The sequence below is a fragment of the Acuticoccus yangtzensis genome, from assembly GCF_001927245.1.
Classification (GTDB): Bacteria; Pseudomonadota; Alphaproteobacteria; order Rhizobiales; family Amorphaceae; genus Acuticoccus; species Acuticoccus yangtzensis.
Map to the genome: position 1 here is coordinate 12,439 of NZ_MJUX01000003.1, position 14,575 is coordinate 27,013.

A 14,575-nucleotide genomic window follows, 5' to 3' on the forward strand; every position below is an offset into this window, starting at 1 on the left:
ACGGTTGTGGCGCGCCAGCCAGACCCTTTATCGCCGGCCGAGGTCGCGGGCGAGGGCGAGGAAGGCCTTCATCGCGGCGGATGCGTTGCGGCGGCCGGGGTAATAAAGGCAAAGGTCCGCGAGCGGCGGTGTCCAGTCTTCCAGGACGCGCACGAGATCGCCTGCCGCAATGTCGGCCCGGACGTTGGCTTCCATGAAGTAGCCGAGGCCGACACCGTCGAGCACCGCACTGCGCGCCAGCGACGCTTCGTCGAGCGTGAGCGGACCCGTGACGTCCACGTCCGCCGTTTGTCCATCCTTCTCGAAATGCCATCGGTAGAGGGCGCCGTTCGGCAGGCGGACGCGGATGCAGCGGTGGCCGGGTAGATCGGCCGGCGTGCGCGGCTGGGCGTGCGCCTCGAAATAGGCCGGCGACCCCACCACCGCGGCGCGCTGCGGGAGGCCGAGCGGCACGGCGATCATGTCGCTCGGCACGAGGTTGCGGGCCCGCACGCCGAGGTCGAACCCTTCCGAGACGATGTCCACCAGCCGGCCCTCGGTCACGAGATCGACGTGCACCTCCGGATATCGCCGGATGAAGGCGAGAATGAGCGGTGCGAGGATCTCGCGCGCCGCGGTCGCGAACGTGTTGATGCGCAGTGTTCCAGACGGTGTCGCCTGCTGCGAGCGTGCCGCATCCATCGCCGCCCGGATGTCTTCGAGCGGGGCGGCGATCTCGTCGACGAACGCGCGGCCGGCGCCGGTCAGCGAAACGCTGCGGGTGGTGCGATTGAAGAGCCGCACACCCAGATCGGCCTCCAGCTTCGCGACCACGTTGCTGAGTGCGGTGGTGGACATCCCGAGGTCTGCCGCAGCGGCACGAAACGAGCCCCTCCGCGCGATGGCGAGAACGGCGTGAAGGTCATTGAGCGCCGGCCGATACATTGTTGCGAAATCCGCAATGTCTCATCCCGATTCATCCCGCTAAACGGGATGGCTGTCGACCCTTAATTCCGATGCTCAAGCAGAGAGACGGAAGGGATACGACTCATGAAACTGCCATCGCCGATCAAGACGTACTTCGACGCCGACGGGAAAGCCGACGGAGCCGCGCCGATGAGCGCGTTCGCGATGGACGCCGTCGTCGAGGATGAGGGGAAGACCTACCGCGGCTCAGACGCCATCGAGACATGGTGGCGGGCCGCCAAAGCGAAGACCGAACACACCGCGGAGCCTTTCGCCATCGCGCAAAAGGGTGACGTCACCGAGGTGCAGGCGAAGGTCGCCGGCAACTTCCCCGGCAGTCCCGCCAATCTGACGTTCGCCTTCCGTGTTGCGGATGGGGCCATCACCCGGCTCCGGATCGGCGCATGAGCGGGTTTCTGACGCTTGAAGGTCGCCGCGCGGTGGTGACGTCCGGCACGCGCGGTGCGGGGGCGGCGACCGTGGCCCTGTTCCGCGAGCTCGGCGCCACCGTGCTGACCTCCGCACGCCGGAGGCCGGAAGACATGCCGGAGGAGATGTTCGTCGCCGCCGACCTCACGACGCCGGAGGGATGTGCCACGCTGGCGAAGGAAGCCCGAGCGCGGCTCGGTAGCGTCGACATCCTCGTCCACATGCTCGGCGGCTCATCGGCGCCGGCCGGCGGATTTGCCGTGCTGGGTGACGCGGAGTGGGCCGCAGAGATCGACCTCAACCTCATGGCCGCCGTCAGGCTCGACAGAGCGCTGGTGCCGGCCATGGCAGAGGAGGGAGAGGGCGTGGTGATCCACGTCAGCTCGATCCAGCGCCAGCTTCCTCTGCCGCAGTCCACCACCGCCTACGCCGCGGCAAAGGCGGCGCTGTCCGCCTACAGCAAGGCCCTGTCCAAGGAGGTTTCGCCGAAAGGCGTCCGCGTCCTGCGCGTCGCGCCGGGCTGGATTGCGACCGAATCCTCGCTGGAGCTCGCCGAGAGGCTTGCGCAGGAGGCCGGCACCGACCTCGAAGGCGGCAAGCGCATCATCATGGACGGGCTGGGCGGCATTCCGATCGGCCGCCCGTCTGCGCCGGAAGAGGTGGCGAGCTTGATCGCCTTTCTCGCGTCGGAGAGGGCGGCGACGATCACCGGCGCCGAATACGTCATCGACGGCGGCACCATCCCGACGGTCTGAACGATGCCGCACTCCGGAACGCGAGGCTCAGTAGGGCCACATCGGGATGGGCGGTTCGACGGGCGGTCCGAACGCGCGTTCGAGCCATCGCATCAGGTGTGGCGAGAGGGGATCCGGCTCCTCCAGCGATGCGATGTGCCCGGCGCGGGGGAGTGCCACGAACTCGGCGTCCATCGCGCTCGCCATCGCCTTGCCCTCGGCGATGGTGCGGGACCTGTCCTCGCCGCTCGCGATGACGAGGCGCGGCATCCTGAGCGCGCCGACGGCGGCGAGGCGATCCTCCCGGCCGAAGATCAGCTTGCCAAGCGGAACGATGCTGTCGAGGAGGCGCTCGGGGTGCCAGCCGAGAAGTCGGGCGCCGAAGTCGGCCATGAGGCGGGGCGAGCGCTCTTCCTGCGCCGGAGAGAAGAAGAGCTGCGCGACCGCCTCTGCGACGGCAAGCGGCACGCATCCGGCGGCCTCGACGGTGCGCAGCAAGGCGTCATAGCGGGCGCGGGTGGGTTCGGGTTCGGGCGTCAGCGCGCTGTTGATCAGCGCCACGCCGGCGACACGGTCGGGCGCCATGAGGGCGAGCTCGGCCGCCCACATCGCACCCACCGAAAGGCCGACGACCGCGAACCGACGGATCTTCATGCGGTCCATCAGCAGGAGATGATGCTCGGCAAGGTCGCGCATCGTCGTGCCGGCGGGAAGCGGGCCGGACCCGCCGTGGCCCCACAGATCCGGCGCGAACACGCGGTAGCGGCCGGCGAGCATCTCCATCTGCGGCCGCCACATCTCCCCGTCCCAGAGGTAGCTGTGGCCGAGGAGCACGGCATCGCCGGCGCCGGCCTCCCTGACGTGCATGTGCGAGCGCGCGATGGAGGCCGTGAATTTTGCTCGTTTGGAATTGCAGAACATCGAGATCTTCCTGATCCGCCCTGTGAAGATCTCAAGGTGGCGACGATCGGTTACACGCCCGCACTCGATCCGGGCCGCAATGGTTACAGCCGAAACCTTCCGCGACCGGATGCTGTGCAACACACGAGTGATTACAGAGGCAATACGCATCACCGGAACAGAAACACTGAGAACACACCGGGCCTCCAGCTAAGGCGGCAGCGGATCGACCCGTCGCGCTTTGCCAAGCAGGCGGCGACATCCGTGCCGATCCCAATGGAGTTCTCCGATGAACGTGAAGACCCTGACACTCGTCGCGATGTCCGCCCCGGTGCGGCAGACACCGTCGCACACCACCGCGCTCAGCCGCGTCCGCGCTCGGCTGCGCGATTTCTGGCGCGCCAGCCGGGAACGGGCGCGCCAGCGGCGCCAGGCCCGCCGCACGGCGGCCGCGCTGGAGCACCTCAGCCCGCGGGAGCTTCGCGACATCGGCCTCGTGCGCCTCAGCGACGCGCGCCGGACGCGCTACGTCAGTCACCCCGAGTTCGGCTAGCCGAGACGCGGCCGCACGCCCTCAAACATGGGCTGGCGGCCGCCGCACACGCAGTCCGGCAACAGGATTTACTCGGTGGCCGGGACGCCGGACGAGGCGCTCTCCGCGCCTCTCGGCTCGCCCGCCTGTGATGAACGTTCGTCGCCAGCCGCTGCGTGCGCTTGTGGAACGTCGCGGGGCGGACGCTGACGCGGTGTTCGCGCTCGGCACCTCCAAGCCGCCCCTCCGTCCGAAGCGTACGCACGATCCTGACCTCAATCCGGCCAGAAAGAATCTTCCATACTTTGGCGCATTATCGATGGATTTAGGATGATTTGTGCGGATGCGCGATATGTAGACGAAATTTTCAATTCAACTTAGAGAATACCTTTCAAACGAAAAGGTCTACTCTCCACCTATTCTCGAGACGAGGCTTTTCGATGCCGCTACTCACTCCGCCTGACCGCAACCCGCTCACCTCCGGCCCTGCGTCGACGGAGCGTCCTCCGCACTTGCCGGGTGCAATCGGCGGGTCGATGGAGATCTGGGCAAAGTGCGGTCACTGCAAGTCCAGCCACCCCCTTGGCGGCAGAAGGCTCGAGTCCATCATACCGGTGAGACGCAGTCATGGACAGACTTGACGATCGGACGGCCCCTCATCGGGCGGGCGCACGCGCCATGACCGGACTTGCAGGCGACATGCCGCAGCGCACCGGCTCCCTTCTCGTCGTTGACGACGATGAGACGATCCTGCGCATGATGGTCGACTTCCTGGGTGACAACGGCTTCTCCGTCCTGTCCGCGGCGAGCCGGGCGGAGATGCGCCGCCACCTCACCCATGCGCAGGTCAGCCTCGTCATTCTGGACGTACAGCTTGGCCAGGACGACGGATTCGATGTCCTGCGCGAGATCCGCTCCGGCTCGGACGTTCCGGTCGTGATCCTCACCGGCCACCGCCGCGACGAGATCGACCGCGTGGTCGGTCTTGAGCTCGGCGCCGACGATTACCTCACGAAGCCGTTTTCGCTCCGGGAGCTGATGGCGCGCATCCGCGCGATCCTGCGCCGGCAGGAATTCGGACGCACTCAGCGAAACCGCGATCCGGAGCGGGGAGGCTATCGCTTCGCGGGCTGGCAGCTGGCGCGGCGCCACCGCCGGCTCACCGACCCGTCCGGCAACCTCGTGCCGCTCACCAAGGGCGAATACACGCTCCTCCACGCGTTTCTGGAGTCGCCTCAGCGGCCGCTGTCGCGCGAGCGGCTGCTACAGGTGACGCGAGTGCACGAGGATGTCTTCGACCGCAGCATCGACGTGCAGGTGCTGCGGTTGCGCCGCAAGCTCGAAGCGGACCCGAGCGCGCCGCAGATGATCCTCACCGAACGCGGGATCGGCTATGTCTTCGCCGCCCGCGTCGAGCCGTTCTGATGCGCGATCGCGGTTGGCGGTGGGCCTGCGTTGCCCTCGCGGCCTTGACGGGCGCTGGCCTGATCTGGACCCGTGATGGCGTCGGCGACGCTTCGGCGCAGCCTCAGCCGGCGGGCGGCGCCGCCTTGGAGCCGATCGCGCCCCTTCCGGCCGAGCCCTGGCTCGACGAGGCGCGCGTCGCCCTCGGCGAGCGCCTCTTCCACGACACCCGGCTGTCCGGCTCCGGCACGCTGAGCTGCGCCTCATGCCACGACCTCGCGACCAACGGCGCGAGCGCCGCGGAGCTGGACACAGGCGATGCCGGCGACATGCTCGCCGTGAACACGCCGACGATATTCAACGTCGCACACAACTACCGTCTCGGCTGGGAGGGGCGCTTCCGAGACCCCGCCCGGCACGCCGTGGCACTCATCGAGAACCCGCGCATCATGGGGGCGTCCCTCCCGGCCGTCGTGGAGCGGTTGAGAGCGGATGGCGCGCTCACTGCCGCCTTCCGCAGCGCCTACGGGCAAAACATCAATGCCGCCAACGTCGTGGACGCGCTGGTCGAGTTCGAGCGCTCGCTCGCAACACCAAACGCGCCCTTCGACCGCTGGCTGAAGGGCGAGACGGATGCGCTCTCCGAGATCGAGTTCGAGGGTTATCGGCTCTTCAAGTCGACGGGCTGCTCGTCATGCCACCAGGGAATTGCCGTCGGCGCGAATCTCTTCCAGCGGCAGGGCGTGTTCCAGCCCCTCGTTCCGCCGCCGCCCGACATTGTGCGGGTCCCCGGCCTTCGCAATGTCGCGGCCACTGCGCCCTATTTCCACGACGGCAGCGCGGCGACGCTCGCCGAGGCGGTGCACCGGATGGCGCGGGCGCAGCTCAATGCATCGCTGTCGGACGAAGAGGTCGACAAGGTGGTCGCCTTTCTGAGGACGCTGACGGGTGAGTATCGCGGCGTTCCGGTCCATCCGGCCCCATGAAGGGGATCTGGCTCGCCGTCGGCGCGACGCTGATCCTCCTCGCCGCCAGCTGGGGATGGCTGCAGAGCATCCGCGCGAACGAACACGCGAGCGCCCACGCGATGGCAGCGTTCGACGACTTCGTCACTGCCGAGAACGATTTGCATCGCGCGGTCCTCTCCGCCCGTGCCGGCTCACTCCGACACTACGACCCGCTCGTACGCGCGCTCGACGCCATGCTGCGTGCGCAGGACCGTCTGCGGCGGACCGCACCGGCGCGCGACCTATTCATCCGTGCAGCCGATGCGCTGGGGCCGCGGATCGAGGCCGAGGACGCGTTGGTCGAGCGCTTCAAGAGCACGAACGCGCTGCTTCACAACTCGCTCGCCTACTTCAGCCGCCTCAGCGAAGACCTCGACGCGGCGGCGACACCTGCCGCCCGCAAGGCGGACGGGATCGCCACGGCGGTGCTCCACATCATCGTCGATCCGTCCCCGGCGAGCCTCGCGCAGCTCGATGCGGAGATCGCACGGATCGAGCCGATCCATCCGGAGCGTCATCCCGGTCTCTCTGCCCTCATCACGCACGCTCGCCAGCTTCGCCTCCTTCTGCCCGAGATGGAAGAGACGCTGGCCGCGCTCACCGATCTCGGGTCCGCGAACGGCCTCGCCACCGCACGCAACGCGCTTCTCTTCAGGCAGGCGAGCATCGCAGCGTCCGCCGATGCGGCCCGCTTTCTCCTCTACGCGATCGCACTCACGCTGGTCGGCCTGCTCGCCTGGGCTGGGGCTCAGCTTCGGGCGCGGATCCTACTGATCCGCCGGCGCGCAGCGATCGAGCATGTGGTCGCGACGATCTCGCTTCGCTTCCTCGACACGCCGCGCGGGACGATGGAAGCGCAGCTCCAGCGCGCGCTGGGGGAGCTGGGAACGAGTTTCGGCGCCACGCGCGGCTGGTTCATCGTAAGTGCGCCGCTGAAGAGCGTGTACTGGGCGCGCGGTGGCCCGCCTTTCCCGCCCGGCTGGCCACGGGACGTCGTGGCGTGCATGACGAAGGCAGATCGGGGGGACGGCGGCATCGTACACATCGAAAATCTTCGCGCACGACGCGCGAGGATGCACACGCCGCTCGCCGGATCCTGCGGCGGAAGCCTTCTCTCTATCGCGCGTGTCAGCGGCGGTGAGGTCCGCGCGGTGCTGGGGTTCGACTGCCTTCGCGCACGCACATTTCGCGAGTCGGGCGCCGACCAGCTCCTTGCCTTGGCGTTCGACGTGCTGACCAACGCCGTCGCCAAGAGCGCGTTGGAGGAGGAGCGGGAGCGCCTGGAGGCGCACCTCCAGCACGCGCGGCGCATGGAGACGGTGGGCGTCTTCACGAGCGGCATTGCGCATAACTTCAACAATATCATCGGCGCGATCATGGGCTATGCCGAGATGGCGTCGGTCGGCGCTGCGGCAGGCTCGCGCCTCGCCGAGCACATCGAGGCGATTGCGGCTGCGTCCGAGCGGGCACGACAGCTCGTGGATCAGATCCTCGGCTTCGGGCGCCGCAGCGAGAGCGTGCGCCGCGCGGTCCCCGTCGACGCGCTCCTCGCCGAGACCGTGTCGCTCCTTGCGACCTCGCTACCGCCGTGCGCGCGCCTCGACGTCGCACGACCGCCGGATTCCCTTTCGGTCACGGCGGACCCCGGCCAGTTGCAACAGATTCTCCTCAACCTGTGCCGTAACGCAGCCGAGGCGATGGACGGCGACGGGACGGTTTCGCTTTCCGCCCGCCCCGTCGACCTAGCGGAGCCGCAGGGCGCCGGGGCGGACACGCTGGCGGCGGGCGCATATGTCGTCATCAGCGTGGAGGACGCCGGACGCGGCATGGACGAGGCGACGCTGGGGCGGATCTTCGAGCCCTTTTTCACCACCCGGCGGCAGGGCAACGGTCTCGGCCTCGCCACGGCGCTGGAGATCGCCCGCGATCACCATGGCACGATCACCGTACAGAGCACGCCAGGGGCCGGCAGCCGCTTTGAGGTCTGGCTGCCGCAGGCACCCGCGGTGGCGGCATGCGCGGACGATCGAGCGCTCCCGTATGGCGCCGGAGAAACGGTCATGCTGGTGGAGGCGGACGAGCGGCAGCGCATGCGGCTCGAGGAGGTGCTGGCCGCGCTGGGGTACGAGCCCGTCGCCTTCGCCGAGTGGGCGCGCGCCGTCGAAGCCGTCCGCGCCGCGCCGATGCGATTCGATGCCGCCGTGATCGTCTCGGGCGACGGAGTGTTCCTCGGCGCCGAATGCCCGGGCGCGCTTCACGAGGCTGTGCCGGAGATGCCCATCATCCTCTCCGCCCGAACCGCGAAGCGGTTCGACATCGGGCGGCTGACGGGTGCCGGCATCGCCGAGATGATCCCTTACCCGCCGACGCCGGCACAGCTTGCCGACGCGCTCGCGACATGGCTGAGCGCGGCGCGCGACCCTCGGACAAGCCTCGTGCTGGACACCGCCCCGCCCGCGTAGGACGGGACGAGGCTGCAAGGGACGGCCGCAAGGCCACCCCTCATCGCGGGCGCGTCAGATCCCGTGGGACGCGCGGATCATGTCGGCGCAACGCTCGCCGATCACGACACAGGGGGCCATTGTATTGCCACTGGTCACGTTCGGCATCACCGAGGCGTCTGCAACCCGAAGGTGATCGACGCCATAGACCTTCAGCTCGCCATCGACGACCGACATCTCGTCCCGCCCCATCTTGGCGGTACCGGCCTGGTGCCAGAACGTCACCGCGGCGTTGCGCAGATAATCCTCCATCGCGGCGCGGGAGAGATTGCCGGGCAGGGCCTCGCCCTTCACAAGATCCTTGAACGCCGCGTCGCTGCCGAGTTCTCGCGCCAGCTCCAGCGTGGTGAACGCGGCCGCGATGTCATCCGGATGCGACAGCGTGTTGGCCACGATCCGGATCCGATCACGCGCATCACAGCCCGTCAGGTGCAGCGATCCGCGGCTTTTGGGGTGTGCGAGGCCGGCGAACATCGTCCACCCGTTGGCCGGGACCGCGGACGAGGCGGTCTCAGCGCTCGGCACCGGGAATTCCAGCTGGCAGTGGAAGATGTCTGGCCGATCCAGCGCCGCATCGCTCGTCCAGTAAAGCGTGGCTTCGGAGCCGCCGTAGTTGACCGCTTGCGGCGCCTTGCACTCGAAGATGCAGCCGAAGGCGACATGGTCCTGGTGGTTCTGGCCGACGCCTGCGAGGTGCTGGACAATATCGATCCCGTGACGGCGTAGCTCGTCTTCCGGCCCGATCCCCGACTGCATCAGGAGCTTCGGCGTATTCACGGCGCCCATCGACACGATGACCTCATGCCGTGCCTCATAGCGTGTGACCCGACCGTTCCTGATGACCTCGACGCCCCTGACCGCATCGCCGGAGTACGTGAGGCGGCTGACGAGCGTGTCCGTCAGGACGGTGAGGTTCGCCTGCCCCATCCGCGGGCGGACGTAGGAGCGGAAGACCGACGAACGCTGGCCGCCTTTCACCAGAAGATCGGTGATCGCCGCGCCACCGCGCCCTTCCATCATCGCGCCGTTCGGGCTGTCGAATGTGGGGATGCCGAGCCCGCGCGCTGCCTCCACCATCGCGGTGGCGACGGGTTGAGGGTCTTGCGCGGGGCTCACGTAGATCGGCCCGCCTTCGCCGCGGCGCTCCGGATCTCTGACGCCGTGCCAATCCTCGACCCGCTTGTAGATGTCGAGGACCGACTCGTAGCGCCACCCGGGATCGCCGGATGCTTCCGCGAAGTGCTCCCAGTCGTTCTTGTGGCCGCGCGCCCAGACGCCGACATTGATGCTGGAGCTGCCGCCGAGCAGCTTGCCCATGTTGAGCGCCATGCGTCGCCCGTTGAGGTGCTGGTTGGGCTCTGCCGAGAATGCCCAGTCGCGCGCCGAGCCGAGGTTTGCGGGCCATTGGCCCGGCGTCGTCACCTCGGGCACCTCATCGGTGCCGCCCGCCTCGATCAGAAGCACGCTCACCTGTGGGTTCTCCGCCAGGCGGCCCGCGACGACCGAACCGGCAGAGCCTGCGCCGCAGACGATGAAGTCGTAGGATCGATGGTGATCGCCGCCGTTGCCGCGCGCCGAAGCGGCACTCAGGGAGAATAATTCAGTCACATGCACCTCCGCAAACGGAACAAGCCGAAGGAATTTCCGGCGGACGTGCAGGTAGGCAGCGCGCATTACGGAGCGAGTACTGAAGAGTTACAGATGAAACACTTGCATGACACCGAAAGGGGAGCGGGGAGGTGGGCTCAGAATGGCAGTCGTGTGTTGTCCTTCACCTCCTTCATGACGAAGAACGTGCGGGTTTGGCGCACGCCGGGCAGTGCGATCAGCTTGGCTCCGTGCAGCTTGTTGAAGTCGGCCATGTCGCGCACGCGAATTTTGAGGAGATAGTCGAAGTCGCCGGCGACGAGGTTGCAGTCGAGGACCTCCTTCATCGCGAGGACCGCGGCTTCGAATTCGGCAAAGCTTTCGGGCGTCGAGCGGTCGAGCACCACGCCGACCATCACGAGCGCGCCGAGGCCGACTGCGGTGGGCGCGATCTCGGCCCGCACACCGGTGATGAAACCCTCCTCGAACAGCCGCTGCGTGCGCCTGTGGCACGTCGCGGCGCTGACGCTCACGCGCTGCGCAAGTTCGGCGTTCGTGAGCCGGCCCTCCGACTGAAGCAGGCGCAGGATCTTGAGGTCGATTCGATCAAGAGTGGCGGAAGAAACTTCCATTTTTGTTGCTTCTCTCGGACGATCTTCAAGGGATTTAACCAGGTACGCGCGCAAGTGGTAACTCAATCGCTCAACTTAGACAGCACCTTTCACAGTGAAAAGTCTAATCTCCAGCTGCTCCCAAGACGAGATTTCTCGATGTCGCTTCTGGCCCAATTCGACCGTCATCCGCTCACATTCGGCCCAACGCCGATCGAGCGTCTGCCGCGCCTCTCCGATGCGATTGGCGGGTCGGTGGAGATCTGGACCAAGCGGGACGATTGCAAACCCGGCCTCGCCATGGGCGGCAACAAACTACGAAAGCTCGAATACATCGTGCCGGACGCCAGACCCGGGCACAGGTGCGGCAGATCGTGGACGGCACGGCGGACCTCGTCGGCTTGGGACTCGCAGCCCGCACGGAGGCCATGATCATCGACCCCGTCTACGAGAGGAAGTCGATGCAGGGCCTCATCGACCTCACGCGCAAGGGCTTCTTCGCCGAAGGCTCGCGCGTGTCTTTCGCCCACCTCGGCGGCGCACCGGCCCTCAACGGGTACGGTTACACCTACCGCAACGGCTGAGCCCGCGTCAGCCAACCCCGCACTGAGGCTCGTACCGCCGGCGGTCCGTTCCGCCGGGGAACCCTTCCTGCAACCTCATCAACGGAGTCTGAAATGCAACTGACCATCAATGCCGTCTCCCTTGCCGGTGCGGCTCTCCTTGCCCTGACTGCCCCACTGCCTGCCGGGGCCGAGCCGATCAGGAACGTCGTCATCGTGCACGGCGCCCTCGTCGACGGGTCCGGCTGGCGCGGCGTCTACGACCGGCTGACCGACCGCGGCTACAACGTCACGATCGTGCAGCCGCCGATGACGACGCTTGCCGACGACGTCGCGGCGACCCACCGCGTCCTGGAGCTGCAGGACGGACCCTCGGTCCTCGTCGGACACAGCTATGGCGGCATGATCATCACCGAGGCCGGCACCACGGATGATGTGGCGGGCCTGGTCTACATCGCTGCCTTCCAGCCGGACGAAGGCGAGACCCTCGCGGGCCTCGCCGGAAAAACCCCGCCGGCCACCACCGGCATCAAGGCGACGTCCGACGGCTTCCTCTATCTCGACCCCGCCGTCTTCGCGGCCGACTTCGCGGCGGACCTGCCCGCGGCGGATGCCGAATTCCTGGCGCATTCGCAGGTCTTCCCCGCGACGGTGACGTTCGAGACGAAGATCTCTACTCCCTCCTGGAAGACAAAACCGAGCTGGGCGCTCATCCCGGGAAAAGACCGAGCGATCAACCCCGACCTGATGCGTGAAATGGCGGAGCGGGCCGGCAGCAAGGTCGAGGAGATCGACGCGAGCCACGCCGTCTTCATCTCACGGCCCGACGCCGTGGTAGCAATCATCGAGGATGCCGCCAACGCGCTCGCCGACTGAGCGCCGGCGAGCGGCTTCACTACAGCCGTAGTCTCGCCGCGCCCGGCTGAAATCGCGCGGTCGTCCGTCACTGTTCCCATCGAGCGTGACCCGTCACGGCGCGCTCGATGGCTCGCCTCAACCATGCGGGACGGAACAGGACTTCAGTCATGCAACGCTCAGCGACCCTCTCCCACGTCGACACCTCGCACGGCCGCGTGGCCGTGGAAGACAGCAGGGAGGACAGTGGCACCGGCGGAACGCCGGTTGTTCTCCTCCACGGCAACTCGTCCTCCCGCGAGATCTTCGAACACCAGCGCCACTCCCCCTTCGCGAGAGGCCGGCGACTGATCGCCGTCGACTTCCCCGGCCACGGGGCCTCCGGCGATGCACACGATCCGCTCCGCACCTACACACGCAGCGGTCTCGCCGACGTCATCACCGAGCTCTTCGCTATCATGCGCATCGGGGAGGCGATCGTCGTCGGCTGGTCGCTCGGCGGCCACGTCGGCATCGACCTCCTGTCGCGCTTCGCCGGGCTGAAGGGGCTCATGATCACCGGGACGCCGCCGGTGCGACCCGGCGCAATGGCGGAGGGATTCCACGCTTCTGCGCAACTCGGTTTCGCCGGCCGTCCCGATCTCTCGGACGAGGACGTGTCGGCCTTCGCGCGCGCAATGGTCGGCGACCCCGTCCCGCCGTTCCTCCCGGCTGCGATCCGCCGCACCGACAAGAGGTTCCGCGACGTCCTGTTCAAGGCCGCCCGCGCCGGCGCCGGAGGCGACCAGCGCGATGCGGTGGAGACCAGTAAGGTTCCAATCGCCGTGGTGAACGGCGCCGCCGATCCGCTGGTCAATCTCGATTATTTCGACAGGATCGCCTACGGCAACTTGTGGGACGGCCACTGCCACCGGCTGCCGGGCGCAGGCCATGCCCCGTTCTGGCAACAGCCGGCAGCATTCAACGCCGTCCTGGGACGCTTCCTCGACTCGGTCGCGTGAGAGGGAACGCAAGATGGACAAGGTCAAAACATCGGCGACCGTCGCGGGCGACGCGGCTCGCCGGCACCGCGCCACGGGGCTGACGGTGGCCGTGCTGGGCCTCGGCGGGATCGGCGCGGTCGCGGCCGGATATCTTCAGGCCGCAGGGCGCAATCGTATCATCGCCTGCGCCCGGCAGCCGCTCGAACGCATCGTGATCGAGCGGTCTCACGAGGAGCTCGCGGTCCAGCTCCAGGCGATCACCGATCCGAAAGACGCCGGCCCCGCCGATTGGGTCCTCCTCGCCACCAAGGCGCATCAAACGCTTTCGGTCGCGCCCTGGCTCGCGCGCCTGTGCCACCGCTCGACCCGCGTCGCGGTCTTGCAGAACGGGGTGCGACAGGTCGAAAGAACCGCGCCGTGGATCAGCGAGGCAACGGTCGTTCCCGCCGTCGTCAGCTACAGCGGCGAACGGGTCAGCGCTGATCGCGTGGTGCTGCGTCAGCCGGCGGCCTTCGACCTCGCGGTTCAGGCTGACGCAGACGGCCGTGCGTTCAGCGATCTCTTTGCCGGAACGCCGCTGCGGATCCTCATCAGCGATAATCTCTCCACACTCGCCTGGCGCAAGCTCCTCATCAATTCGGTTGCCAATCCGATCACCGCCCTCACGCTGCAGCGCCTCTCCGTCTTCCGGCGAGACGACATCCGCGCGCTCGCCGAGACCATGTTGAAGGAGGCCGTCGCGGTCGCTCGCGCAGACGGCGCACGGGTGACGGAGGACGACATCTCGCAGATCCTCGGCACCCTTCGCGACATCCCGGCTGACATGACCACCTCGATGCACCTCGATCGGCTGGCCGGCCGGGCGCTGGAGCTCGACGCCCTCAACGGGGCGATCGTGGCCGCCGGCGAAAGGCTCGGCTTTGCCGTGCCGCTCAACCGCGCGCTCCTGACTCTCCTGCGCGCGGCGCAAAGCGAGGAGCCCATGGTGCCGCGGCCGGATGACGCCGGGCGCCCCGACGATGGTGCGTCGCCGGCTGGCGCTCCGGCTGCGTTTGCGCCTGACGGTCCGCTCACAGAGCGCAATCGGCAAACCGCTCCAGCAGGAACTGCGTGAGAGCGCGCAGCTTTGCCGGCGGCGGACCGGCTGAGGGCGGGCGCACCACGTAGAGCCCGGCCCCGGGCGATCCAAATTGCGGCAGCACGACATCGAGCGCGCCCAACCGTAGCGGGCCCGCACAGGAAGAGTGGCTCGAGCTCGGTGACCAGCGCAGGAAGGCTTTCGGCCGCGATCGCCCCGCCGCTGGCGACGGCGATGCTCGTCCCTTGGACGACGCCGGACTTCGCCAGCGGCTCGATGTCAGGCGGCAGCGCGACGTCGCGCGGCCAGCGATAGCCGAGCAGCTGGCTCGCGGAGTACGGCCGGATGCTGACGGCATCGCCCTGGTTGCCGCCGAGGACGAGGATGACGCCGTTCTTCGCGCGACCGGCGTAGAACCCGACGTGTCGCTGCCAACTGTCGCGCCT

General features: G+C 67.8%; 13 protein-coding genes and 1 pseudogene. 10 read left to right on the forward strand and 4 right to left on the reverse strand.

From position 1 onward, the window contains the following. Positions 1-27: 27 nt before the first annotated feature. Positions 28-924 carry a LysR family transcriptional regulator gene (locus BIX52_RS09265; protein WP_075220807.1) on the reverse strand — a complete coding sequence of 299 codons (897 nt, stop codon included), beginning with the start codon at positions 922-924 and terminating at the stop codon, positions 28-30. 105 nt (positions 925-1,029) lie between these two features. On the opposite strand from BIX52_RS09265, the gene BIX52_RS09270 reads away from it, so the two are divergent. Beyond that, positions 1,030-1,353: a nuclear transport factor 2 family protein gene (locus tag BIX52_RS09270; protein ID WP_075220808.1), complete on the forward strand. Its 324-nt coding sequence runs from the start codon at positions 1,030-1,032 to the stop codon at positions 1,351-1,353. Next, the gene (locus tag BIX52_RS09275; RefSeq protein ID WP_075220809.1) at positions 1,350-2,129 is read left to right on the forward strand and encodes an SDR family oxidoreductase; all 780 of its coding nucleotides are present in this window, start codon (positions 1,350-1,352) and stop codon (positions 2,127-2,129) included. The genes BIX52_RS09270 and BIX52_RS09275 overlap by 4 nt, the downstream gene beginning before the upstream one ends. 27 nt (positions 2,130-2,156) lie before the next feature. On the opposite strand, the gene BIX52_RS09280 is transcribed toward BIX52_RS09275, so the two are convergent. Beyond that, positions 2,157-3,029, reverse strand: coding sequence for an alpha/beta fold hydrolase (locus BIX52_RS09280; protein ID WP_075220810.1), 873 nt, complete (start codon positions 3,027-3,029; stop codon positions 2,157-2,159). A gap of 268 nt (positions 3,030-3,297) precedes the next feature. Between BIX52_RS09280 and BIX52_RS09285 the strand changes: the two genes are divergently transcribed. The 4 genes from BIX52_RS09285 to BIX52_RS09300 all read left to right on the forward strand — a co-directional run bounded on the left by BIX52_RS09285 (position 3,298) and on the right by BIX52_RS09300 (position 8,413). Further along, a complete protein-coding gene (locus BIX52_RS09285) occupies positions 3,298-3,561 on the forward strand; it encodes a YjiS-like domain-containing protein (RefSeq protein ID WP_075220811.1) in 264 nt (87 codons plus the stop codon). Between the two features lie 657 nt (positions 3,562-4,218). After that, positions 4,219-4,965: a response regulator gene (locus BIX52_RS09290; RefSeq protein WP_245803173.1), complete on the forward strand. Its 747-nt coding sequence runs from the start codon at positions 4,219-4,221 to the stop codon at positions 4,963-4,965. After that, positions 4,965-5,930, forward strand: a complete 966-nt coding sequence (locus BIX52_RS09295) for a cytochrome-c peroxidase (protein ID WP_075220812.1) — start codon at positions 4,965-4,967, stop codon at positions 5,928-5,930. The genes BIX52_RS09290 and BIX52_RS09295 overlap by 1 nt, the downstream gene beginning before the upstream one ends. Then, a complete protein-coding gene (locus tag BIX52_RS09300) occupies positions 5,927-8,413 on the forward strand; it encodes a two-component system VirA-like sensor kinase (protein ID WP_075220813.1) in 2,487 nt (828 codons plus the stop codon). The genes BIX52_RS09295 and BIX52_RS09300 overlap by 4 nt, the downstream gene beginning before the upstream one ends. 54 nt (positions 8,414-8,467) lie before the next feature. Here BIX52_RS09300 and BIX52_RS09305 read toward each other — a convergent pair whose 3' ends face one another. Together BIX52_RS09305 and BIX52_RS09310 are read right to left on the reverse strand one after the other, a co-directional pair. After that, on the reverse strand, positions 8,468-10,126 hold the full coding sequence (locus BIX52_RS09305) for a GMC family oxidoreductase (RefSeq protein WP_083660145.1): 1,659 nt from the start codon (positions 10,124-10,126) through the stop codon (positions 8,468-8,470). Positions 10,127-10,197: 71 nt separating this feature from the next. Next, positions 10,198-10,671, reverse strand: coding sequence for an Lrp/AsnC family transcriptional regulator (locus tag BIX52_RS09310; RefSeq protein WP_075220815.1), 474 nt, complete (start codon positions 10,669-10,671; stop codon positions 10,198-10,200). A 326-nt stretch (positions 10,672-10,997) separates the two neighbouring features. Here BIX52_RS09310 and BIX52_RS24060 point away from each other — a divergent pair. The 4 genes and pseudogenes from BIX52_RS24060 to BIX52_RS09330 form a co-directional block, all read left to right on the forward strand. Beyond that, positions 10,998-11,234, forward strand: a pseudogene (locus BIX52_RS24060) (1-aminocyclopropane-1-carboxylate deaminase); the annotation flags it as partial. 93 nt (positions 11,235-11,327) lie between these two features. After that, complete coding sequence (locus BIX52_RS09320; RefSeq protein ID WP_075220817.1) at positions 11,328-12,089, forward strand: alpha/beta fold hydrolase; 762 nt, start codon at positions 11,328-11,330, stop codon at positions 12,087-12,089. A gap of 149 nt (positions 12,090-12,238) precedes the next feature. Continuing rightward, positions 12,239-13,069, forward strand: a complete 831-nt coding sequence (locus BIX52_RS09325; protein ID WP_075220818.1) for an alpha/beta fold hydrolase — start codon at positions 12,239-12,241, stop codon at positions 13,067-13,069. Further along, entirely contained in the window at positions 12,999-14,165 is a 1,167-nt protein-coding gene (locus BIX52_RS09330) for a 2-dehydropantoate 2-reductase (protein WP_205647788.1), read from the forward strand. The genes BIX52_RS09325 and BIX52_RS09330 overlap by 71 nt, the downstream gene beginning before the upstream one ends. The last annotated feature ends 410 nt before the right edge of the window (positions 14,166-14,575 follow it).

Excerpts from the sequence above, each read along its gene's own strand:
- BIX52_RS09265 (WP_075220807.1), bottom strand. The coding sequence starts at position 924 with ATGTATCGGCCGGCGCTCAATGACCTTCACGCCGTTCTCGCCATCGCG.
- BIX52_RS09270 (WP_075220808.1), top strand. The coding sequence starts at position 1,030 with ATGAAACTGCCATCGCCGATCAAGACGTACTTCGACGCCGACGGGAAA.
- BIX52_RS09275 (WP_075220809.1), top strand. The coding sequence starts at position 1,350 with ATGAGCGGGTTTCTGACGCTTGAAGGTCGCCGCGCGGTGGTGACGTCC.
- BIX52_RS09280 (WP_075220810.1), bottom strand. The coding sequence starts at position 3,029 with ATGTTCTGCAATTCCAAACGAGCAAAATTCACGGCCTCCATCGCGCGC.
- BIX52_RS09285 (WP_075220811.1), top strand. The coding sequence starts at position 3,298 with ATGAACGTGAAGACCCTGACACTCGTCGCGATGTCCGCCCCGGTGCGG.
- BIX52_RS09290 (WP_245803173.1), top strand. The coding sequence starts at position 4,219 with ATGACCGGACTTGCAGGCGACATGCCGCAGCGCACCGGCTCCCTTCTC.
- BIX52_RS09295 (WP_075220812.1), top strand. The coding sequence starts at position 4,965 with ATGCGCGATCGCGGTTGGCGGTGGGCCTGCGTTGCCCTCGCGGCCTTG.
- BIX52_RS09300 (WP_075220813.1), top strand. The coding sequence starts at position 5,927 with ATGAAGGGGATCTGGCTCGCCGTCGGCGCGACGCTGATCCTCCTCGCC.
- BIX52_RS09305 (WP_083660145.1), bottom strand. The coding sequence starts at position 10,126 with ATGCGCGCTGCCTACCTGCACGTCCGCCGGAAATTCCTTCGGCTTGTT.
- BIX52_RS09310 (WP_075220815.1), bottom strand. The coding sequence starts at position 10,671 with ATGGAAGTTTCTTCCGCCACTCTTGATCGAATCGACCTCAAGATCCTG.
- BIX52_RS09320 (WP_075220817.1), top strand. The coding sequence starts at position 11,328 with ATGCAACTGACCATCAATGCCGTCTCCCTTGCCGGTGCGGCTCTCCTT.
- BIX52_RS09325 (WP_075220818.1), top strand. The coding sequence starts at position 12,239 with ATGCAACGCTCAGCGACCCTCTCCCACGTCGACACCTCGCACGGCCGC.
- BIX52_RS09330 (WP_205647788.1), top strand. The coding sequence starts at position 12,999 with ATGCCCCGTTCTGGCAACAGCCGGCAGCATTCAACGCCGTCCTGGGAC.